At 46.0% G+C, this 21510-nt stretch carries 16 protein-coding genes and 1 pseudogene; 3 read left to right on the forward strand and 14 right to left on the reverse strand.

Annotated elements, in window-relative coordinates:
- Positions 1–198: 198 nt before the first annotated feature.
- From NSQ58_RS06255 to NSQ58_RS06270, 4 genes are all read right to left on the reverse strand, one after another.
- Positions 199–2013, reverse strand: a complete 1815-nt coding sequence (locus NSQ58_RS06255) for a cache domain-containing sensor histidine kinase (protein WP_023986540.1) — start codon at positions 2011–2013, stop codon at positions 199–201.
- A gap of 38 nt (positions 2014–2051) precedes the next feature.
- Positions 2052–3611, reverse strand: coding sequence for a response regulator transcription factor (locus tag NSQ58_RS06260; RefSeq protein ID WP_069081020.1), 1560 nt, complete (start codon positions 3609–3611; stop codon positions 2052–2054).
- Positions 3612–3871: 260 nt separating this feature from the next.
- Positions 3872–4507, reverse strand: a complete 636-nt coding sequence (gene udk / locus NSQ58_RS06265; protein WP_013308305.1) for a uridine kinase — start codon at positions 4505–4507, stop codon at positions 3872–3874.
- A gap of 75 nt (positions 4508–4582) precedes the next feature.
- A complete protein-coding gene (locus NSQ58_RS06270; RefSeq protein WP_103744750.1) occupies positions 4583–5104 on the reverse strand; it encodes a ClbS/DfsB family four-helix bundle protein in 522 nt (173 codons plus the stop codon).
- A 375-nt stretch (positions 5105–5479) separates the two neighbouring features.
- Between NSQ58_RS06270 and NSQ58_RS06275 the strand changes: the two genes are divergently transcribed.
- Entirely contained in the window at positions 5480–7573 is a 2094-nt protein-coding gene (locus tag NSQ58_RS06275; protein ID WP_341057046.1) for a pectate lyase family protein, read from the forward strand.
- A 91-nt stretch (positions 7574–7664) separates the two neighbouring features.
- Here the strand turns inward: NSQ58_RS06275 and NSQ58_RS06280 are convergent, their stop codons facing one another.
- The 3 genes from NSQ58_RS06280 to NSQ58_RS06290 all read right to left on the reverse strand — a co-directional run bounded on the left by NSQ58_RS06280 (position 7665) and on the right by NSQ58_RS06290 (position 12777).
- Entirely contained in the window at positions 7665–8009 is a 345-nt protein-coding gene (locus tag NSQ58_RS06280; protein WP_023986544.1) for a hypothetical protein, read from the reverse strand.
- Positions 8010–8155: 146 nt separating this feature from the next.
- Positions 8156–11116: a DEAD/DEAH box helicase gene (locus NSQ58_RS06285; protein WP_341057048.1), complete on the reverse strand. Its 2961-nt coding sequence runs from the start codon at positions 11114–11116 to the stop codon at positions 8156–8158.
- On the reverse strand, positions 11113–12777 hold the full coding sequence (locus NSQ58_RS06290; protein WP_341057049.1) for an SWIM zinc finger family protein: 1665 nt from the start codon (positions 12775–12777) through the stop codon (positions 11113–11115). Before NSQ58_RS06290 ends, NSQ58_RS06285 begins: the two co-directional genes overlap by 4 nt.
- 270 nt (positions 12778–13047) lie before the next feature.
- Between NSQ58_RS06290 and NSQ58_RS06295 the strand changes: the two genes are divergently transcribed.
- Positions 13048–13704, forward strand: coding sequence for an alpha/beta hydrolase (locus NSQ58_RS06295; protein WP_341057051.1), 657 nt, complete (start codon positions 13048–13050; stop codon positions 13702–13704).
- Positions 13705–13818: 114 nt separating this feature from the next.
- Here NSQ58_RS06295 and NSQ58_RS06300 read toward each other — a convergent pair whose 3' ends face one another.
- From NSQ58_RS06300 to NSQ58_RS06315, 4 genes and pseudogenes are all read right to left on the reverse strand, one after another.
- Positions 13819–14469 (reverse strand): nitroreductase family protein, encoded by a 651-nt coding sequence (locus tag NSQ58_RS06300; protein WP_023986548.1) that lies wholly within the window; start codon positions 14467–14469, stop codon positions 13819–13821.
- Between the two features lie 54 nt (positions 14470–14523).
- Positions 14524–14904 carry a nuclear transport factor 2 family protein gene (locus NSQ58_RS06305; protein ID WP_028541911.1) on the reverse strand — a complete coding sequence of 127 codons (381 nt, stop codon included), beginning with the start codon at positions 14902–14904 and terminating at the stop codon, positions 14524–14526.
- A 64-nt stretch (positions 14905–14968) separates the two neighbouring features.
- The gene (locus tag NSQ58_RS06310; RefSeq protein WP_341057053.1) at positions 14969–15919 is read right to left on the reverse strand and encodes a helix-turn-helix transcriptional regulator; all 951 of its coding nucleotides are present in this window, start codon (positions 15917–15919) and stop codon (positions 14969–14971) included.
- Positions 15920–16076: 157 nt separating this feature from the next.
- A pseudogene (locus NSQ58_RS06315) lies at positions 16077–16154 on the reverse strand (hypothetical protein); the annotation flags it as partial.
- Positions 16155–16291: 137 nt separating this feature from the next.
- Here NSQ58_RS06315 and NSQ58_RS06320 point away from each other — a divergent pair.
- The gene (locus NSQ58_RS06320) at positions 16292–17080 is read left to right on the forward strand and encodes a DNA/RNA nuclease SfsA (protein WP_076159884.1); all 789 of its coding nucleotides are present in this window, start codon (positions 16292–16294) and stop codon (positions 17078–17080) included.
- A 236-nt stretch (positions 17081–17316) separates the two neighbouring features.
- Here the strand turns inward: NSQ58_RS06320 and pgmB are convergent, their stop codons facing one another.
- From pgmB to NSQ58_RS06335, 3 genes are all read right to left on the reverse strand, one after another.
- On the reverse strand, positions 17317–17976 hold the full coding sequence (gene pgmB, locus NSQ58_RS06325) for a beta-phosphoglucomutase (protein ID WP_341057055.1): 660 nt from the start codon (positions 17974–17976) through the stop codon (positions 17317–17319).
- Between the two features lie 24 nt (positions 17977–18000).
- The gene (locus NSQ58_RS06330) at positions 18001–20283 is read right to left on the reverse strand and encodes a glycoside hydrolase family 65 protein (protein ID WP_341057056.1); all 2283 of its coding nucleotides are present in this window, start codon (positions 20281–20283) and stop codon (positions 18001–18003) included.
- A 154-nt stretch (positions 20284–20437) separates the two neighbouring features.
- Positions 20438–21445, reverse strand: coding sequence for a LacI family DNA-binding transcriptional regulator (locus NSQ58_RS06335; RefSeq protein WP_028541915.1), 1008 nt, complete (start codon positions 21443–21445; stop codon positions 20438–20440).
- Positions 21446–21510 lie beyond the last annotated feature (65 nt).

Here is a 21510-nt window from a genome sequence, read left to right on the forward strand (position 1 = left end):
GCTTGCTAGTTCTAAACCTCTTAAATGAAAGCGGTTACCTTATTTATAAATCTAGTGTACCATCCATACTTTGTCGGTGTTAGGAATATCTTTATACGGATTGGTCTTATTATTATGATTTATCAAAAAAGGTACCGCTTACATTTGTGTTTTATTTTGATTTAGGTACTTTTTTTAGGTTGAAGCTCAGTGTATATATTATTTGCTGGAGTCGTTTGATTTCAAAATCAGGGGGAGGGTCATTCTTACTTTGGTGCCCTCGCCCTTTTTACTGGAGATGGTCACGCCGTATTCTTCTCCATATAAAAGGGTAATGCGGTTGTGCACATTCTGGATGCCGATGCCTGTGAACAGTTGGCGCTTGCTCTTGGGATTCGGAAGTCCGTCTTGCGCCGTATGCCCGTCCAAATCCATACCGTCTCCATCATCGACCACCTCACAGATCAATGTATCCTCCGTTTTGGACACCAATATATAGATGTGCCCTACGTTTTTTTCATTAAACGCATGGAAAAAAGAGTTTTCGATAAAAGGCTGAATGATGAGCTTGGGCACATGGTACTCCAGACAATCGGGTGATACAAAATAATTCACTTGTACCCGCTGCCCGTAGCGCACATGGTTAATGAACACATAATTTTGCATGTTGGCCATTTCCTGCTCAATGGTGATCGTTTCACTCACATTGCTGATTGTATTTTGCAGTAAGGAAATGAGTGCATTGATCGTCTCGGCGGCTGTTTCCTTATTTCCTTTGAGCACCAGCATTTTGATCGAAGCCAGTGTATTGTACAGAAAATGCGGATTGATCTGCCGTTGTAGTGCAGCAAGCTCTGCGTTTCGTTGACCCTTTTGCGTCTCTAAAAGCTTACGGATATAGTCATTTAGTTCATCCAGCATGTAGTTGTAAGCATGACTTAATTGTCTAACCTCATAGCTGCCCGTTACCGGGATATAATTATCAAAATTTTTCTCGCGTATGGTCGACATTTGCTTGACCAGTCGAGTCAGGGAACGAATCAGTCGACGGGATATGAGAAAAACGATCACCAAAGCAATCAGTACGATGGCAATGCAGATCCATACAACGGATTTAACGTCAATAATTTGCCCAATCGCCGCTTGTCTGTCGATCATGTTCACCAGATAAAAATCAAATGAAGGGATGTAGTTGGAAAGGAGGATACTTTCCTTATTCATCACATCCGCATTAATGTAGTTAAGCCCCTGTTCATTGATTTTTGTGGCATAGCCTAGCAGCTCACTGGAGCGTTGTCCGATCAGGTCCTGGCGGTTGCTCGATACAATCAGTCCCGACTTGTCCAAAATAAGCACATCATTACCGTTGCTTGTGAAATTGTTGTAGAAACGGCGAAATTCAGGTTCCCGGATAGCGATGTAGATCATGCCGTACAGGGTGCCGCTGGTCCGCTCCATAAATGGTTTGGAGGCGATAATATAGGGTGTTGGCTTTTGCGCGGTATTATTCATTTGTTGCTGAAATAATTCAGTATCCAATTGATACATAAGCTGTGCCGGTCGTGCTACACTTCGGGCTGTAATAGCATTGCTTTTAAGTTCTTCCGCAGTTACAGGCCAATAGGACGAGTCGGAGTAAAAGCTCCGGCCGTTCAGACCTGTTACAGCGACACCGACATCATAGGCATCGACGTTCGATTTAATTTGCTTCATTTGCTGTGCCATTCCGAAGTAAATTCTTGCCGAGTTAATCGAGTCAGATTGACCGCCAGTCAGATAGTTTTTGACCGTTCCATTTTCCGAAGCATGGGTTACGGCATTCACGATAGAATCATTGAAGGATTCAAAGCTGGATTGAATCTGGCTGAGTACCTTGGCATTTGTAATACTGAATGTCTCAGCAAAAAGTCGTTCAGACATCCGAATCGTCACCAAAGAGGTCAGCAAGGACACCGCAGTGATGCTGACCACCATAACAATAAAGATTTTGAAGAACAGACCTTGATATTTGATCTTATGGATATACCTTTTCATAATCAATCTCTTTTCTGCTGGCAGATGTGGCTTACTCCCTAATAGAGATGCTCCCGGCGGTACTGACTGGGCGAGTAGCCCTTCACTTTTTTGAACACTTTGGTAAAATAGCTGGGGTCCGAATAGCCTACCGTGCTGCTAATATCCGAAATGGACATCGTCCCCGACCGTAGTAACTCCGCGGCTTTTTCGACCCGAATTTTGTTTAGATACTCGCTAAAACCCTCTGTATGGTGTGCTGTAAAATAACTGGACAAGTAGGAAGGGTTAAAATGAAAATATTGCCCAAGTGTCGTCAAATTGAGTGTTTCAGCATGATGCTCCTCAATATACTCCAGCAGTTTTTTCATGCTTGCGCTACTTCCTTGCTGCGTTTTAGCCATGATCTGTCTGTTCGCTTCCTCCAAAAAAGTCTCCAGAAGGCGCACGGCTTCATGTACATGAGGGGCATCATTAATTGTTTTGAAATAGGAATATTTCGCCGCATCCAGCTCCTTCATATCATACCCCTGATTCCCAAGCAAAATCGTAATGTTGAACACGATATTTCCGAGAAGCGATTTGAATTCAAAAGCGGTAGAGGTATAGTTGCCGGACATGGCGGCTACATAGGATCTCAAATCCTGAAAAGCTGTATCAAAATGCTCACGCTTCATCTCTTCTGTAAACTGTTTTAAGTTGAACGAGCTGTTCACCTGTACAGGCGGAGGGAGTTCGTCTTCTATTAGCAGCGCTGTTCCTGGGAAATAAAAGCGGTAACTCAGCAGTTTTGGCAGTTCATCCTGATAGACGTCACTAATCTGATTGAAGTCATCAAATAAATGGCTAACTGCCCAGCCTGTCTGTGGATCGACCCGCTTTGTCTCCTGAGCAACTTCCCTAATCGCAGCCATCCAGGCGTCTACTTCACGAGGATCAAGATTGGCTAAAAACACAGCCGCATAGACATCGGACGGCAGTTGTCGCAGTACGATGTGCTCACAGGCAGAGGACACTTGATCTGATAGCTTGGAAAATAGGTCCGAGGCAGAGATAGAGCGTCCTTTATTCTGCGGTGCTGACTGTTCCACGCCTATGAGCGCAAAACGGCTATAAGGAAATGCTTGCTTCAGCAACTCAGCGTCATAGTCCATGCTATACCCGGAGATCAGCTTTTCGATCACATGATCTATTGTAATTTGACTATTATTAGCATCTGCCTGATATTGAATGGATGGAATTTTGCGAGCGGTTCTCTGGAGTACTTGGAGCAACTCATCCGTGTCCAGCTTGGGCTTTAAAATATAGTCAGCAACCCCTTGCTGAAAGGTGGATCGCACGTAATTAAATTCACCGTAACTGCTAAGCACGATGACTTCGATATCTGGATAGTTCTGTCTGACTATGCGCGTCAGCTCCTCGCCATCCATGATCGGCATTACGATATCTGTAATGACAATATGAGGGCGCAAGGTTTCAATCAGCTCCAATGCTTCTTTCCCGTTAGAAGCCTCACCTACAATTCGAAATCCATACTGTTCCCACGATAAATGGTGTTTAATCCCTTGCCGTACCAATATCTCATCATCGACAATCAAAATGTTGCATAGCTCATTCATGGCAGCACTCTCCGTAATTATACCTATTCGAGGATTTTGCAAAAATCCTGATTCAAAAAAGACCCCCATCACGTGGACGTCATATCATCTGAGGCACATATTTGACAACGCTTCCAACTTGGCTTAAATCTAAAGCATTTAATCTTTACATGCTAACATAAACCACACGGGGATTCCAAAATAATTTAGTCCAAATGGCATATAAAACAACAAAAAAGGCAGCCGAGAAAATCTCGACAGCCTAAACGACCAGGATTACCTTATACAGTACCCCATGTCCGATCTCCTGCCAAATATTTTTCAGTCAAAATAGACAGCAGTTGAATACCAACCTCATTGTGTCCTCCCTCAGGAAGGATCAGGTCAGCGTATTTCTTGGAAGGCTCAATAAATGCCTCATGCATCGGCTTAACCGTAGTCAAATAGTGATCGTGAATCGAATGGATGGTGCGGCCGCGTTCCTCAATATCGCGAAGAACCCGACGGAGAATGCGCACATCAGGGTCAGTATCCACAAATACTTTGATGTCAAGCAGGCTGCGGAGCTTTTCGTCTGACAGCACATGCAGACCCTCCAACATAACGATGTGATTTGGCAGAAGCTCTACCGTCTCGTCCGTGGAGCGTGCATGAACCGTAAAGTCATACACTGGCGCTTGTGTCGCTTGTCCTTTTTTCAGACATTGGAGATGCTCAATAAGCAATTCGTTGTCAAAGGCAAACGGATGATCATAATTGACCAAAGCACGTTCATCATAACTCAGATGTGAATGGTCTTTATAATAGTTATCCTGAGATATGAAAGTCACTTTATTAGATCCCAGACGCTCAACGACGGCGCGTGCTACCGTCGATTTACCGGAACCTGTACCGCCGGCAATACCAATAATAAGCATGGCGTTTCACTTACCCTTCCCTAAATGTATCCCGATACAACTCAAGTATTGTAGCACAATGCACACTTTTTTTCATCACTGTTGGACTTTGTATTTCTTCCATTTCCGTATCTTGGCTCTGAATGTTTTAAACGGTGCCACCGAGTTGATGTGAATCCATCTTGCCATGGGCCAGTTCGGGTTAGTACCCGTCCAGTTGTGAACGCCTTGAGTGAAGAGCTCTTCATGGCTAAGTGTGTCGATCCAATCCAGCCACTTTTGCTCAGTCAACTTGAACATATCACGTAATTCACGTAAAGATTGGTGGGAATAGGTCTTGTAAAATGATTGATATAGTTCGCCTAGTCTATTCCATTTATAATTGGGAGCGGGCATGATGACAGTTTTTCCTTCCCGTTCGTCCCTGTCCCATGTCATGACAAGATGAAGCCATCCGAGCTGGTAGGCGATCATTTCTGCAGGTGTTTTATCTACTTCGGGGATACGAATATCCTTTTGGCTCTCGTCGATCTCCTGGAACTCACCGTCAAATCGTAAGTAGGAGGCATGAATGGCTTCTTTTAACTCCAATTTGGAAGCGTAGTCGTAGCTGGACATCTAATCGCTCCTTTAAATGATATGGATGATACTCACTCCTTTATATGTACCATTCTCAATATGACAGCTGTATGTCTTATACAAAAATAAAAAAATATCGTTTTTTGTGATTTTATGAAACAGCATTTGGCGTGTTCACGAAACAGGATGCAAAATTAATAGAAAAATTAAGACAAAAGATAAGTAATTAGACATATTTTAATATTTATTTAAAAGCCTATAATTATTGGAGTATAGCGCTTGGGGCCCCTCATTGGTGTTGGGATATTATTCCCTTCAACAGTACGTTATATACCGTTTGGACATGTCATGTCTGATGAACGGTGCAACCTTTGCTTTAGTATTCATGAATCTAATCAAGAAGGGGATTGTTATATGAAGTCGAGTTTGTTAAAAAAATGTGCAAGTGTAATGTTAAGCAGTACGTTGGTACTGTCTTTATCATTACCGTTGCTAGGTCATGCACATGCAGATGGAAATTTACAGATAAGTGACGATTTTGAGCAAGGAGAAGCTCAAGGCTGGACCGCAGGTTCGGGGAACTGGTCTGTGGTCAAGGATGGGAATGGTTCTACATACCAACAATCTAGTCGAAGCGAAAGCCATTCCGTCAAAGGTAATGCCTCATGGACGAACTATAGCGTGCAAGCAGATGTATATGTAAATGATTTTAATGGCTCTAATCGAGTCTACGTTGCAGGTAGATACACAGATTCCAACAACTTCTATGCAGCATCGTTGTACAACAAGAAAGACGGAGCTCTTGAGATTCGAAAAAAAGTCAAAGGCTCTATGAAGACACTGGCTACCAATAAAAAATACAAACTGGACACGAATACATGGTACAGAGTCAAGCTGGAACTATCCGGTTCGGAAATCAAAATGTATGTCAATGATCAACTGGAGCTGTCCGCAACAGACACCAGCCTCACTGCTGGAGCCATTGGTTTGGTAACTTCTAAAACAGCTGCCCAATTCGATAATGTGATTGTATCCGGTGCTTCTTCTGAGGGAGAACCAGGAACACCGCCTGTGAATCCGACACCAGGTACAGAGAAACCGACTCCTGGAGTGGATCATAACGCAACCTCCAAAAATAACTATAATTTGACTGGCTTTTCGTATGGTAATACAGGTGGTGGCAACATTGCGGATACAGATGCCAACTACAAAAAGGTTTACAACGCTGTAGATCTCAACGAAGCACTGAAGAAAGGCAGCAAAGTCAAAGTGATTGAGATTATGAATGATCTTGATCTCGGTTGGAATGAAATTCCTAGTGCTGCCAAAGTAATGCCTTTTAGTGCCAACAACCCTGTACAGACGCATCCTGTTCTGAAAAAGACAGGTGTGAGCAAAGTCTATATCGAAAATATGAATGGCGTTACGATTTTCTCTGCCAATGGTGCGAAAATCAAACATGCCGGCTTTGTTATCAAAAGAAGCTCCAATTTGATTTTCCGTAACCTCGAATTTGATGAACTTTGGGAGTGGGATGAAGCAACCAAAGGGAACTATGATAAGAATGACTGGGATTATGTTACCATCGAAGGTACAAGTTCCAAGGTATGGATTGATCATTGCACATTTAACAAAGCCTATGATGGTCTGGTAGATGTGAAAAAAGGTAGTAACGGAGTTACGATTTCTTGGTCTTTGTTCAAAGGAGATGACCGCAGCTCCAACAGCTGGGTAACTCAACAAGTCAACGCGATGGAAGCAGACAAGTCTTCCTATCCTATGTACGCTTATCTGAGAAGCAGTGCAGTAGGCATGAGTAAAGAAGATATCATTGATATTGCAGCAGGACAAAAGAAGGCTCATCTGATCGGTGCTACGGAAATGGCTTCCGACAATGCAGACCTTGAGGTGACGCTGCATCATAATTACTACCTGGATATTCAGGATCGTATGCCTCGTCTGCGTGCTGGTAATGCTCATGCATATAACATCGTTATGGACGATGCTGGATTGGCCAGAGCCAAAAAAAGAATCACTTCTGACATGGCTAAAGCAATTGCCGCAAAAGGATACCATTTTGACGTCGTGGGTAACGGTGCGATTTCAACAGAAAACGGTGCGGTATTGCTAGAAAAGTCTTATTTAATTGATGTGTTTTCTCCAGTGCGTAATAATCAAAAAGATCCTAAAAAAGATGACTACACAGGAAAAATCAAGGCTGAAGACGTCATCTTCTCCGACAACGGTACCGTATTCAGAGGAGGCAGCGAAGAAGCGAATAGCCCATTAGCCCCTTATCCTGCGAAGACCAAGAACTTCTCTTGGAATGGGTTCACAACGTTGCCATACAGCTATACTGCCGAAGACCCTGCTAACCTGGTTGCTCAATTGCAGGCCAAGGATGGAGCGGGTGCAGGCAAGCTGAACTGGTCGAGTGAAAGCTGGCTCAAAACGGTGTACAATACGTCCGTTACGAAAAATGCAATAGTGGAAGAAGATTCCGAATAGGTAGGCCATATAAAAAAGCAGCCAGGACAGATATGCTCTGTTTCTGGCTGCTTTTTTGGTTACCTACGTTAAGGCTGCGTTCGGTACGAACTTAACCAATAACGACAAACGAGGACACGCCAGCAGGTACGGTTCTAACCCGGAATAGCGTTCCATCGTCTCTAAAGGTACGCAGAATAAAAGCCTGGTTCGTAGGTGTACGGACTCTGCTGAATCGGGCAGTACCAAAACCATCGAAGCCTGCAGCTTGCACAAAGCTTCCATCTAGACGCCGGAGTATAGCAAAAAATCCAGTTGTGTTAAAAGGAACACCGTTTGTGTTAGCCCAGATGACCGTAAATCGGCGCAGGGTTTGTGTTGGACTCACATTGCGATATCTCGTAACAGGAACCTTCCTGCCCGTAGATTTCAATGTTTGTGGAGGACGAATGGCCACTTCAAATCAACTCCTTTGTTGTGATGAGATAGTAAATGCACACAAAGGAGTTTTGGACTGTGCTATAAACTACGACTTCTTATAAATAGGTATATATCGAACTCGAAATGGCACTCATGTACATTATAGTTCGATTTGGGACCTCCTTATGCCCAATCGCGTCGTAGCGTAAAGAGGTCTTTTAACGCGTCTGTAGACAGCTCAGTAATCCAGCCCTCGGTACTGGTTATGATTTGGTCGCTAAGCTGCTGCTTGCTCTCCAGCATTTCATCAATGCGTTCCTCCAGCGTGCCTAGCGAGATAAATTTGTGCACCTGTACATCCTTCGTTTGTCCCATCCGATAGGCTCGGTCTGTGGCCTGATTTTCAACAGCCGGATTCCACCAGCGATCAAAGTGAAAGACGTGGTTGGCGGCCGTCAGATTCAGACCTACCCCTCCGGCTTTGAGCGACAAAATAAACACGGATGGCTGCTCGGCAGGGGGGAGCGTGTGAGATTGGAATTGATCAATCATTCGGTCACGGGCCGTTTTGGATGTGCTGCCGTTCAGATAGAGCACGGGCTCTTGCAGCTCCTGAGCGAGTACCCGTTGGAGCATTTGCCCCATACCAATATACTGTGTAAAAATAAGGCAGCGCTCGCCCTCCTCCCGCAGTTCCTTGACCATAGCCAGAATGCGCTCCAGCTTGGATGAACGGCTAATGACCGCTTCAAGATCGGCCTGACTATAACCGGAAGCCGCGGTATCTGGGTGCGCCTCCTTGGTTAAGAGGGCAGGATGGTCACAAAGCTGCTTCAACTGGGTAAGGGCGGATAAAATGGCTCCTTTCCGCTCAATCCCTTCCAGCTTCTGCATCCGTTCCATCAACTCTTTGACAATCTGGTCATAGAGCGCGCCCTGCTCAGAGGTCAGATGAATGTAGGTTTTCATCTCATTCTTGTCAGGCAAATCAAGCTGTATAGCAGGGTCCTTCTTCTTGCGCCGCAGCATGAAGGGCTGAACCAGCTTTTGCAAATCTAACGTGCGCTGCTCGTTATGTTCCTTCTCAATAGCATTAATGAAGCGATTGCTAAAGGCGCGTGAGCTGCCCAGGTAACCTGGATTGATAAAATCATAAATGGACCATAGCTCGGATAACCGATTTTCAATAGGTGTCCCGGTCAACGCAATCCGATGACGTGCAGGAAAGCTGCGCACGGCTGTGGATTGCTTGGTTTGCGCATTTTTAATGTTTTGCGCTTCATCCAGGCAGACTGAATCCCAGGTCATGCTTTGTAGCAGCTCTTGATCCAGGGTTGCCGTAGCGAAGGAGGTCAGGATGACATCGGCCTGCTCGACTTCTTCGCGGAACAAGTCTCCCTGCTCCCGCTTGCTTCCATAGTGCAGCATCACCTTCAATGAAGGGGCGAAGCGGCTGAGTTCCTTCTGCCAGTTGCCCAGCACCGAAGTCGGGCAAATCAGCAGCGAACTGGAGCGGACGCCCGTCTCGGCGGCAATATCCTGTAGGTGCAGTAAATAAGTAATAAACTGCACTGTTTTACCGAGTCCCATGTCATCGGCGAGACAGGCACCCAGTCCAAAACGCCGTAAAAAGGCAAGCCATGCATACCCGTCCCGCTGATACGTCCGCAGCTCGGCTTGCAGCCCGTCCGGCACGTCCAATGCAGGCCATTCCGACTGCCGTCCGAGCTGGCTGATCAGCTTCAGCAGATGGGCATTCAGCTCGACTTCCAGTCGGAAGCGTGCCGCATCCTCCGGCTGCTCGCCCGAGGCGTCGCCTTCAGGCTCGTCGGCGTTGCCGAGCAGGTGTAGCTGCAGGATGTCCTGAAAGGACAATCCCTGAGCGTTGTCGATCCCGGCCATGGCCCGGCGGATCTGCGCCAGCAACGCGGGGTCGAGCGCGATCCATTGCCCGCGGAAGCGCACCAAGCGCTCGTTGCGAGCGACCAGCTCGGCGAATTCCGACTCGCTGAGATCGGCATCACCGATGGCAACACGCCAATCGAACTGGACAATCGAGTCCAGTCCGAACAGCGAGCTACCCTTCGTGCGCTCTCCCGCCCCTTCGCCCGGGCGTACCTTGGCCCGCAGTTTTGGCTTCTTGCGGGTAGCTGCCTCCCACCAAGCCGGGAGCAGCACCTGCCAACCGCTTTCCAGCAGACGCTGGCTGTCGGTCGTCAGGAATTGCCACGCCGCTTCGTCGGAGAGCGGGCGATTCAGCACGTCATCGCGGCTTCCGGCACGCTGCCCGGCGGGCAAAATCGAGGTCAAACGTTCTAGCCACCCGGCAGAGCGCTCACGGACATGTGCTGTCCAGGCATCGGGCCATGAGCCGGATGCGTACCCATCATCGGCGAGCTGTACAGACACCAGCAACGCCGGGTCTTGCTTGTCCTGCAACACAAGCTTGAGCTGCCAGGACGGCTCGTCGTCCTCCAGCTCTGGCTCTAGCAGTTGCAGAAGTGGCCGAAATGGCGCGGTATCGGCTTTCCAGCCGATGGCGATGAGCCAGGCCCGCGCGTCCAGACCCGCCGCCGGGCGATTGGGGGCGAAGAGAATCGGATATTCTCTTCGCAAATCGGCGGCTTCCGCTTCAGTGCCGTACCAGCGCTGAAATACGGCAGCCGAGAACGCCGCTATCAGCCCTTCCTGCTCGTCCTTCTCCAAGCGGTCGAGCAAAGCAAGCTCTGCCGGTTGGATGTTTTCCAGTGCTTCCGCATCCCACTTCCATTGCAGCTTCCCCGCCTGGAACGCTGTGAAGCTGGGCACATATGCTTTTGCCTCAATACAGTGAGCAAGTAAAGGGATCAGCCGGAGCCACGGGGCATTGGCCTCGTCCCAGATCCATTCGATATGCTTCAGAAGCTCGCGCTCTGCCAGAAAAGGAATCACCTGCTCCGAGGGCAGCAGGATAATATCCGTGTCTTGAACATGTTGAATCTCCAGCTCGGTGCCATAAAACGAAGCCTCATGCCAAGCAAACAAACGCTGCTTCAGAATTTGGCCGGAAATGCTATAGTTCATGGAGGAATCGCCATAGATCAGCGCGTCTCCATAGGTAGTTAATTGGATATGGATGGTAATCGTTTCCGTATATTGATTCATGATAACAATTTCCCTTTCCGCAATTCCTCCTGTAGCGCCCGCAGGCGGCTATGACGGCTGGTGAAGGTCGTAAAGAACAGCTCCCAGCGTGATTCCTGCTTCATTTTCTTGTACAGCTTGAACAGTCGCTTTAACAGCTTGACTGCTGCTTTATAGCTGGCTCTGTTTTTTTCCAACACATAGCGTTCTACCGCTTGATGGTAAAAGGGGAGTAGTAACTCAGGCGCGTTCTTTTCAATGGGCTGTAACACGCTCACTCGAAAACTCAAAGGCTCACTGCGTATGCTTAGCTGATAGTCGATCCATGACCGCCATTTTTCGTGAGCAAGCAGCGCCTCTTCATACATTCCCCCGGCAAATGGAAGCATACCCACCAGCGTGTCCCACATGTCCTGCTCCGCTTCTGGAAGGTGCTGTAAAACCAGATCCCAATCATGTATATAATCTTGTAAATGGTCATCCCGATGACTGTGAAGCAGGGGGCCGATATGTCGCAGTCCGTCCTTGAGACGTGCCCAATCCTCGGCTTTACGCAACGCCTGTAAGAACAAAAGCAACTGACTGGAAGAGACTTTTAGTGGAAAAGCTCCTTCCGCCTCCTGAAGCAGTACCCAGGCTTCGTTATCGTGCGATTGGAAAATATGCATCCAGCTGCGAGCCAACATCCACGGAAGCCGTGCTAAAGTTGTGCCGAGCTCCTCCTCAGCCGCCTGTAAATGCTGTAATTCCTCCGTATATATGCTGGAGTCCTGCCTTTCGTGATGCACCCTGTGCACCCAGTGAAGCCAAAACTGATAATACGCGTCTGAAAAATAAGTACCGTTACGCGATTCTGTCAGCATTTTTCGGCGCAAATAGGCTAAGGTTTCTGCCATACGGGCTTCTTGCATCGGTTCATCGGTCAGCTCCAGTGGACTCTCAAAATCACGCTCGATAGCTTCTTTAAGCTCATCGGCAGCGATTTGCGTGTAATACCCCATATAGGTATGAGAGGGATAGCCCGGCATGGGAGACTGAGGTACCAGCTTTTCCAGCACACGCAGATGAGCATGCAGTCCGTATAGCTGTTGCATGCCGGGTGAAAGTGGCGGCTTCACAGCATAGATCGAGGCTAGAGCGCTTTGGACATATTGGGAATTTTGTGTGTTCACATGGTTAAGTGCGATACACTGATCGAACAGATCATGCCACTCTGAAATGGGCATGTCCGGTATTTGGCTTGCAGTTTTACTGAGAGCGTTTCTTGTTGTTTCCTTGTGATCCGGTGAAAGGTTCGACCGGGAAGGAGGTACAGTACCCGTGTCAGCTTTTGCCGCCAATCGAGTGAATCCCGCCGAATGAGCGTTCACTAAAGCATGTACAGAACGTTCTTGTTCATTCGCGTAATTCAGTAGTACGGCGATCATATGCTTGCAGTTGGTGTGGACAGGGCACGTACATCTGCTGGCAGCAAAAGCGCTTAAGTGGAGATCCACCTCGTATAGCTCGCTTCCATCCACGACAGCTGCAATATGATCGGCATCAGGCATTGCGAACTCTTTTACCTTTCCTTGCTTAAAATACTGGAAACCTCGTTTGATCGTCACGTCATTAAAATGGTCAGCCACATTTTGAATAAGCTGTTGCCACTGTATATCATCCATAAGATAGGTTGGTTTCATATGCATTAGTCTCCTAAGAGAGAATAGTTGATCGGGTAGTAGCTTAACTCTTCCATTATATCAGTTCACGAATATAAATTGAGTGGAGGGAGCAGTTGGAAAGTTTTCATACGGGTTGACATGTTTCCTTTTGAAGAGTACATTTCTATTATAAATATAAAATAAATATTACTAATATTTTAGTGTTGATGATTTTGTATAGGAATGGTTTGTAGTGAACTGTATCCGTGGAGGTATGCAATAAACTTATTGTTAAGAGGGGGAAATAATATGTCGTCTTTATATAGCTATGATAATCACCTGCCCAGCCAGCTTGATCCCGACTGTACGTATCCAACCATTTTTACACTGCATGGGAAAGGGTCCAATGAGCAGGATATGTTCGGAGTTGTAGGGCCGTTGTCAGAGGAATTTATTATCATCGGCATTCGTGGAGACCTTCCCATGAGTGGAGGATTCCAATATTATGAGCTGAAAAGTCTGGGTAATCCGCTGCGTGAGCAGTTTGATCGGTCTATTGAACAGCTTCAGGCGTTCGTACAGTATGCCACAGATAAATATCCGGTTGATCCTAGCAAACGGTATTTCCTCGGCTTCAGTCAGGGAGCGATTTTGTCGATGTCACTTGCGCTTACCCTTGGCAATCAGTTGAAGGGGATTGTAGCGTTGAACGGCTATGTGCCTGACTTTGTGAAAACGGAATACGCGCTGCAAAGCACAGAGGACGTGTCCGTATTTATTTCCCACGGCGAATACGATTCTGTATTTCCAGTGAGCATCGGCCATGAGACGGCGGCATATTTCCAGACCAGGACTTCTCACTCCACATTCAAAACATACCCGACGGATCACGGTGTCTCACCAGATAACCAGCGAGATGTGCTTCAGTGGCTGCGTGAGGATGCGGGGATAAGCTCGAAGATGTAGTAACCAGCCTTGGTATTCGTTTTTTTGTTGTAATAGGATATTAGGCTGGTTGCCTTCTTGCAGAATGAACTAAAAAGAACCATCTTGAGACAGATGGTTCTTTGTCGCGAATACTTAAAAGGATTCATGAATAACTAATTCATTAAGGGAGAAACGTGTTGTTGGACGTGCAGGGGTTGCGGCTACACCAAGGGTGACAATCATGACAGGGATAAACCGCCCAGGAATATTCAGAGCTTCAAGCAGTCCTGCAGGATTAAATCCACCTATTGGACCACTATCGTAGCCTTTCGACTTGGCAGCTAACATGAGTTGCATAGCTGCGAGAGCTGCATTTTTGTTTGCTTCATCCCTAGCGAATTGAGGGCTTTGATAGCCTCCTTCGATTTGGGAGAACAAGATGTCTCGCACTGCTTTCGAGATGAATTCTGACTCATAAAGACGGTTATACATTTCTCTGCCAGTTCGGTTTGCCTCAAGATCACCGAGAATGACAACAACAGCAGAAGCATCTGAAATCTGTTGCTGTCCATAGGCGATCGGTTTGATTCGATCTTTTTGTTCTTGATTCTGGATAACCAGAAAGCGCCAGTGTTGAAGATTCCAGGCTGAAGGAGCTGTCGCGGCAAGTTCAAAAATTTCATTCAACGTTTCTTCTGGGATGATTACGTTTGTTTTATACTCTTTAGTAGCATGTCGTTCACGCAATATTTTCTCAATAACTTCTTCCGCGTTCTCAAAATTAGATGTATTATTTTGGTTCACAGTAGGTTCTTCCTTTCAAGTATCAAAGCTTATTATTTATATAGATCCAATGGTTTAGTGTTTGGATTGAGTTGCAGCGTAAGCAGCAAAAGGTGTTCCATCGTAGATCACTTGAACGGAGGAAATCTTGTTATCCTCTACGACGATGTATTCGGCAACCGTTGCATCCGGAACTGGAATAGTGTTGGAATGATATACGATCACAGCCTCCTTATTATCTCCAAATGCTGTAATGAGTGTTAGCTTGTTAATCATCCGGGCAAATCCTTCTGCAAAATTTTGGAATGATTCTCTACCTTCAAGGTTACCTAAGGGAGAGGTCGTAGTGACTTTGTCCGAAACCAGCGTCATCAGCTTTTCGATATCTTTATTTGCCATCGCTTCAAAATAAGCTTTTGCGATCACCAGTGCATTGTTGTTTTCATTTGTATTCATGTTGAATACCTCGCTTTCAGTTGGAATAATTACAATATACAAGCCTTCTACTGACAACAGTTTGTCAGTAGTTCTTCAACATACTTTCCACTTCTTTTTTGACACGACTTCGAAAGGATTCAGGTTCCAATACTTTAACATTAGATCCCCAGCTCAAAATCCAATGCAATAATTCCTCAGCATATCGAACACGGAAATCTACATAATAGCCATTCGGAAGAAGCTCAGCATGTTCCATAAAATATATTTTTGATTCATCGACTTTATCTGCAACCTCGGGCTTAAATACGGTTCGAATGGTTACATGTCGATCATCTGCCGGACGATACGTATGCAAATTGAAGTCCCGAGGTAATTCGAAACTTTCGATCATTGTACTCACATCACTCATGCGAGATATTTTAAAATGTCGATGCTCTCCTCTGAGATCACACTGAGCCACAAGCAGCCACCCTCCTTGCACAAGAACTAATCCTAAAGGTGCGGCTGTTCTTATCGTTTCACGACTATTCTCCGATTCCGATATTCGCTTCGTATATTTGAAATGTATTTTCTTTCCCTCCATCATGGCAATACGAATCGTTTTTATATTGGATTTTTCCCTTTCACCTAATTCAGGGTCTTCAGATTGAAGTCGAAAACGGATACCACTGCGGATTCGATCAGTTTCATGACGAATGGGGTCAGGTAAGATCACTTCAATTTTTCCCCGAGAGGACTGAGCACTTTGACTATATTGATTATCAAATCGCTGTTCAATGAATTCGGCTCCAAGTAAAAGGGAGACCGCTTCCTCCACCGTAAAGCTAATCGGGGGTAGGAAATACCCTTCAATTAAAGAGTAGCCGTGTCCAGGTGCACCGATAATCGGAACGCCAAATTCACTAAGAGCCTGAATGTCTCGATAAATCGTACGTACACTGGTTTCTAACTTCTCCGCTAGTTCTTCTCCCTTTAGAACCTTCCTACGCTGTAGCTCCAATAAAATCGCTAATTGCCGTTCGGTTTTATTCAATTTCCATCCCTCCTGTGTTTCAGTTGTATTTATAAACCTAATTATTTTTAATCACTATAAAAAAACACTACTGACACTTGTATGTCAGTAGTGTTCTCTCCATCAGAATTTGGTCTATAGAAAGTAATGATTCCCGGTTGTCATCCTAGATTATTATTGCCCCGCGCTTTTTAAACGGAAAGATAATTAAAACGGTATTGAACATCAAAGGTAACAATAGTGCAGTCCTCACCGCCGGAAAATACGTCCTACCATCACCCTCCTGACACACTGTTGTCAGGAGACGAGCAGTATAGTTTTATGAGGGGTGCACAGTTCCATGTGGTTTCTGTAGACGATCCAAAATCGCTGAAATGAAGGAGCTTAACTGTAATGGAGAATATGGGCAGTCATTTTCATTTTGCTTCTCCTCTTCTTGAGGGTGTAATTCGAAAAAAGAAAAATCGATTTGTTATGATGGTTGAACTGGATGGGGAGCTACACGATTGCCATTGTCCTGCTACAGGCAGTATAGGAAACATTGTCTTTCATGATATCCCATGTCTTGTTTCGCGTAGTAATGACCCTAAAAGAAAAACACAGTTCACCATTGAAGCCATTTCACTGGATCTACCATCCGTTGAATCGAAGTCATGGATTGGGATTAACCAAAATGCGGCCAATCGGTATATCGAACATTTCATCACAAGTGGTCAATTTAAAGATATGATTGGCGATTTCCAGACAGTCATCCGGGAAACGAAGCTTGGTAATTCAAAACTGGATTTTCTGGTGGATCAAACTTATGTAGAGGTCAAAACGCCATTAACCACTTTACATGTCGAGATGGGCGATCATATTGTAATCAAAAAAAACGCTGAATTTAATTCTTTTGAACGTTTTATCAAGCACATGGGTGAACTCAGTGGAAGTTTATCTATAAATGAACGTGCGATTTTGATTGTTTGTTTAGTTTATGAAAACAATGGATTCAAAGTTGGGAATTCTGGGAAACACAGCGGTTATGTTATGCAAACCGTTCAAAATTCCATCAAAAATGGAGTTGAAATCTGGCAAGTTGATTTACAAATTAATCCCGATGCAGTTAGCCTGACGGGCTATTACAACATTACCAATCAATTTTTAACAGGCGATATTATTTCTGAAGAAATATACAAATAGCTACTGACACACTTTTGTCAATTAAACTCCAAGATAGTGATGCTACTGAAGAAAATGATATTTGCTATTCATCTTCACCAAGCAACCATTAATTGTTTGTTAAAAAGAGTATACCTTTACAGACAGAAAATAGACGGTGACCTAGCGGCGGATCTCATCTGGTTTTTGGAGCAGACAAAAAAGACCGATTCATTAAGAGTCGGTCTTTATGATCCTTATAATCTTTTTTTTCTTTTTCATCCTCTGATAAAATGTGACTCCAACATGCTCAGAGAAAGCTCGGCAGTAGTGGCTACCACGATATCCGCACCTTGCATTTGCGAAGGTGTTCCTACACCGACCGCAAACATCCCGGCACCCTTGATCGCCTGTATGCCAGCCTGTGCGTCCTCTATACCGATACATTCGGCAGGCTGAACGCCTAGATTTGCGGCTCCGGTGAGGAAAATTTCCGGGTCAGGCTTGCCATGCCGAATGGCGGTAACATCCACCACACTGTCAAAATAGTAAGCTAGCTCCAGTCGCTCCAGGATAAACGCTGCATTTTTGCTTGCAGAGGCCAGCGCGATGCCGATTCGGGCTTCACGAAGTTCTGTCAGTAGCGCTTTAATGCCTGGAAGAATGTCCGAGGGCGTTACAGCTGAAATGAGCCGCTGATACTCCGTATTTTTCCGTGTGGCCAGTTCTTGCTTGCCTTCTTCTGAAAACGTATCGGACAGGTTACCGCGCGCCAGTATTTTGTCGAGCGATTCCGTACGGCTGATTCCTTTTAACTGTTCATTAAATTCCCGATCAAAAGGGATGCTCAGCGCTGCCGCCAAGCTGCCCCATGCCTGAAAATGATATTCAGCTGTATCTGTAATGACTCCGTCCAGATCAAAAATGACTGCTTTCATTTGGTTTCCCCCTGTCTGCCCGATTTATGAAACGCTGTTCGTCATTAACGACTGCCCACTGGTAATGTGCGTTGGCTCTCCATACAGCTCCAGCGTCAGCGGTTCTCCGTCCAACAGGGTAATGATCACTTCATTTTCTTGTACGAGAATACTTAACAAGCGACCGCGATAGTTGATTTTAAACGTATATTTGTTCCAGCCTTGAGGCAGGAAGGGGGAAAAGCTTAATGTTTCACGATACGTTCTCATCCCGGCAAATCCCTGTACAATCGCCAGCCAGCTTCCTGTCATGGAAGTGATATGAAGTCCGTCTTCGGTATCGTTATTGTAGTTATCCAGATCCAGACGGGCCGTCCGCTTATACATCTCGACTGCCTTTTCCTCCATTTTGAGTTCGGCAGCCAGCACAGCGTGAATGGACGGGGACAGACTGGATTCATGAACAGTCATTGGCTCGTAAAATGCAAAATTGCGCGCTTTTTCTTCCAGCGTGAACTGGTCTCCAAAGAAATACAGCCCTTGTAGCACATCTGCCTGCTTAATGAAGCAGGAACGAAGGATTTTATCCCATGACCATTTCTGATTTAGTGGAAGGTTGCTGGGATCAAGGGAGGATACAGGCTGCAAATCCTTATCCATAAAGGTATCGTGCTGTACGAAGACTTCCCGCTCCTCATCATAGGGATAATACATGTGAGTGATGATATCCTGCCAATGTGCAAGCTCATCAGCCGTAACTGCTAGATGCTCCGATTTTTCTGCTGAAATTTGAGGTAAGACCGATAATGTATATTTCAAAACCCATGCAGCCAGCGTGTTGGTATACCAGTTGTTATTGACGTTATTTTCGTATTCGTTCGGCCCGGTAACCCCGTGGATCATATACTGCTGCTGGCTTTTGGAAAAATGAACCCGGTCGGCCCAGAAGCGGCTAATTTCGACCAGTACATCTATTCCATATTCCCGTAAATAGCTCAGGTCGCCCGTATAGTTGGTGTAGTTGTAAATGGCATACGCGATGGCTCCGTTACGGTGAATCTCCTCAAAGGTAATCTCCCATTCGTTATGGCACTCCACACCTGTAAAAGTGACCATAGGGTATAGTGCACCCCGTAGCCCTTGCTGGGCTGCGTTATGCTTGGCACCCTCAAGTTGTTGGTAGCGGTACAGCAGCAGATTTCGGGTTACATCCGGGTCTGCAAGCGCCAGGTACATAGGTACGGCATATGCTTCTGTGTCCCAATAGGTGGCACCGCCATATTTTTCACCTGTAAAGCCCTTGGGACCAATATTTAGACGGGCATCTTCGCCGTAGTACGTAGAGAACAGCTGAAAAATATTAAAGCGTATTCCCTGCTGGGCCTCTGTATCTCCCTCGATTTCTACATCTGCTTTGTCCCAACGTCGAGCCCAAGCTGCGACATGCTCCTGCTTGAGGGAGGTGTAGCCTTTGTTCACAGCCTCCACAGCGATGCGTTCAGCTTGTGGAATCAGTGCATCCTTTTCCATATCCCGTGAGGTGGTAACCGCCACAATTTTTTGCAGCTGGATACTGTCGCCCGGAGCGACGCTGTATTGATAGTGGCGTGCAGCATACAAAAAGCTCTCTTCCGTCGTCTGCTGATCCTGCCCCTCGGTCACAATACCCATGGTAGCGTTTACGGTAAAGCGCGGAATACCGAAGGGATTATCTATAGTTGTTGTGGACAGGCTGATGAATTGTTCTTGAACCTCTCGGGCCTCCTCCAACCAAAAAACCTCATCATAGTTCGTGTCTTCATTCTTCGTATTGCCGTCCAAATAGGGGACAAGCTCTATGGTTAGAGGCTGCTCGCTTATATTCGTTGCTTGGTAATCAATCAGGCATAGCTCACGAGTGGTGAGGCTCAGAAAACGCTCCGTAGTGATACGAACCTGGTCGTTCACGGTGCAGGTGCGTCGCAGGATACCCTGCTTCATGTCCAATTCCTGCACAAAATCGCTGACGTGTGCCGTAAATAAGTCTACTTCCTCTTGGTTTACGATCAGACGGATGCCGATGAAGTTCATGGCATTGATGACCTTGCCAAAATATTCAGGATAGCCGTTTTTCCACCAGCCGACCTTTGTTTTGTCGGGGAACCATACACCGGAGATATACGTTCCCTGATGATGATCACCTGAATAAGCTTCTTCAAAATTGCCGCGCATGCCCATATAACCGTTGCCTATGGACGTTATGCTTTCCTGTAATCGCATGTGTGTGCTATGTAGAGTGTGTGTTGTCAGCTTCCAGCTATCTACGTCAAATAATCGGTTGTAAACCATGATTGTGTACCCCTCTCGGAAAATGAGATCGTTGTTTTAACGAAACCAGTATATGAGCGAGTTCAGTATATAGTGCAACCGTTTGCCCTGTCAACGCAAAAAAACTGATTTTATGGGTTTCCACAAAATCAGTTCTTGTTCATTCCTCAGAGAATCATAGTACCTGGCTGGACTCGCGTTCCACAATTCGGTGGGGAACAATGATGTGTTTGGTCAACTCTTTGGGGTCTTCGATTTTTTCAATCAGGCTTTTGGCTGCCTGATAACCTAGAGTGAAGATATCAATATCCACGGAAGTGAGAGGGGGATTCATCAGCTCAGCCAGCATTAGATTATTGAAGCTCACCATGGATAACTGCTCTGGCATGGACACGCCGAGCTGAGAGAGCATTTTCTGTACTGCCATGGCTACAAGGTCGTCGCTAACGATCATCGCGGTAGGCGGCGGTGTAGCCTGCAATAATGTGCGCATGTCCTCCAGATTAAATGGCTCCCTGACCACGTATTCCTTGGGTAGAGGCAAGCCCGCCTCTCGCAGCGCATCCTGGTAGCCTCGGAGTCTTTCAATATTCACGATCTGTTCATGATCACCGCCAACATAAGCAATGCGCTGATGATTCAGCCCAGTCAAATAAGTGACCACATCCTTAGCAGCCTGGTAGTTATCGTTGTCTACATGGGTAGTTTCACTGACAAATTGCTGAGGCTTACCGATTACGGTGTAAGGTATTTTTTCTTGATGAAGATACTCCACGATGCTATCTTTTTGCTTGGAGTACAGAACAATATAGCCGTCAACACGTCCGGTCCGGCTCATCAGCCTCACGCGGGATAGCAATTCATCACTCGTTTTTCCTGTGACAATGGACAGTGTATAGTTGTGCTCATTCACCCATTCGCTGATCCCGCGAAGGCTTTCCGGAAAGAAGGGATTTTGAAAGATTGCCACATCCGATTCAGGCATAATAATGCCAATCGACTGTGTGACACGGTTAGCTAGACTCTGAGCTGAATAGTTGGGTTCATAGCCAAGCGCCTTCATTTCTTTACGGACACGTGCCTTGGTGGCTTCGCTGATTTTGGGGCTGTCTTGAATGACACGGGATACGGTGGAAGTAGCAACATTAGCACGTTTTGCGACATCTTTGATGGTTACTGCCATCGTCTTCGTCTCCTTTTGCTATCTCAAGCAGGAAATATTATGTTCTATCATACGATATTGCTCGA

The sequence above is a fragment of the Paenibacillus sp. FSL M7-0134 genome (genome assembly GCF_038007865.1).
GTDB lineage: Bacteria > Bacillota > Bacilli > Paenibacillales > Paenibacillaceae > Paenibacillus > Paenibacillus polymyxa_B.

Bases quoted from the DNA above. Each gene is read 5' to 3' on its own strand.
- NSQ58_RS06285 (WP_341057048.1), bottom strand. From the start codon at position 11,116: ATGAATCAATATACGGAAACGATTACCATCCATATCCAATTAACTACC.
- NSQ58_RS06320 (WP_076159884.1), top strand. From the start codon at position 16,292: ATGGAGAATATGGGCAGTCATTTTCATTTTGCTTCTCCTCTTCTTGAG.
- NSQ58_RS06255 (WP_023986540.1), bottom strand. From the start codon at position 2,013: ATGAAAAGGTATATCCATAAGATCAAATATCAAGGTCTGTTCTTCAAA.
- NSQ58_RS06330 (WP_341057056.1), bottom strand. From the start codon at position 20,283: ATGGTTTACAACCGATTATTTGACGTAGATAGCTGGAAGCTGACAACA.
- NSQ58_RS06305 (WP_028541911.1), bottom strand. From the start codon at position 14,904: ATGAATACAAATGAAAACAACAATGCACTGGTGATCGCAAAAGCTTAT.
- NSQ58_RS06295 (WP_341057051.1), top strand. From the start codon at position 13,048: ATGTCGTCTTTATATAGCTATGATAATCACCTGCCCAGCCAGCTTGAT.
- NSQ58_RS06290 (WP_341057049.1), bottom strand. From the start codon at position 12,777: ATGAAACCAACCTATCTTATGGATGATATACAGTGGCAACAGCTTATT.
- NSQ58_RS06270 (WP_103744750.1), bottom strand. From the start codon at position 5,104: ATGTCCAGCTACGACTACGCTTCCAAATTGGAGTTAAAAGAAGCCATT.
- NSQ58_RS06275 (WP_341057046.1), top strand. From the start codon at position 5,480: ATGAAGTCGAGTTTGTTAAAAAAATGTGCAAGTGTAATGTTAAGCAGT.
- NSQ58_RS06335 (WP_028541915.1), bottom strand. From the start codon at position 21,445: ATGGCAGTAACCATCAAAGATGTCGCAAAACGTGCTAATGTTGCTACT.
- NSQ58_RS06260 (WP_069081020.1), bottom strand. From the start codon at position 3,611: ATGAATGAGCTATGCAACATTTTGATTGTCGATGATGAGATATTGGTA.
- pgmB (WP_341057055.1), bottom strand. From the start codon at position 17,976: ATGAAAGCAGTCATTTTTGATCTGGACGGAGTCATTACAGATACAGCT.
- udk (WP_013308305.1), bottom strand. From the start codon at position 4,507: ATGCTTATTATTGGTATTGCCGGCGGTACAGGTTCCGGTAAATCGACG.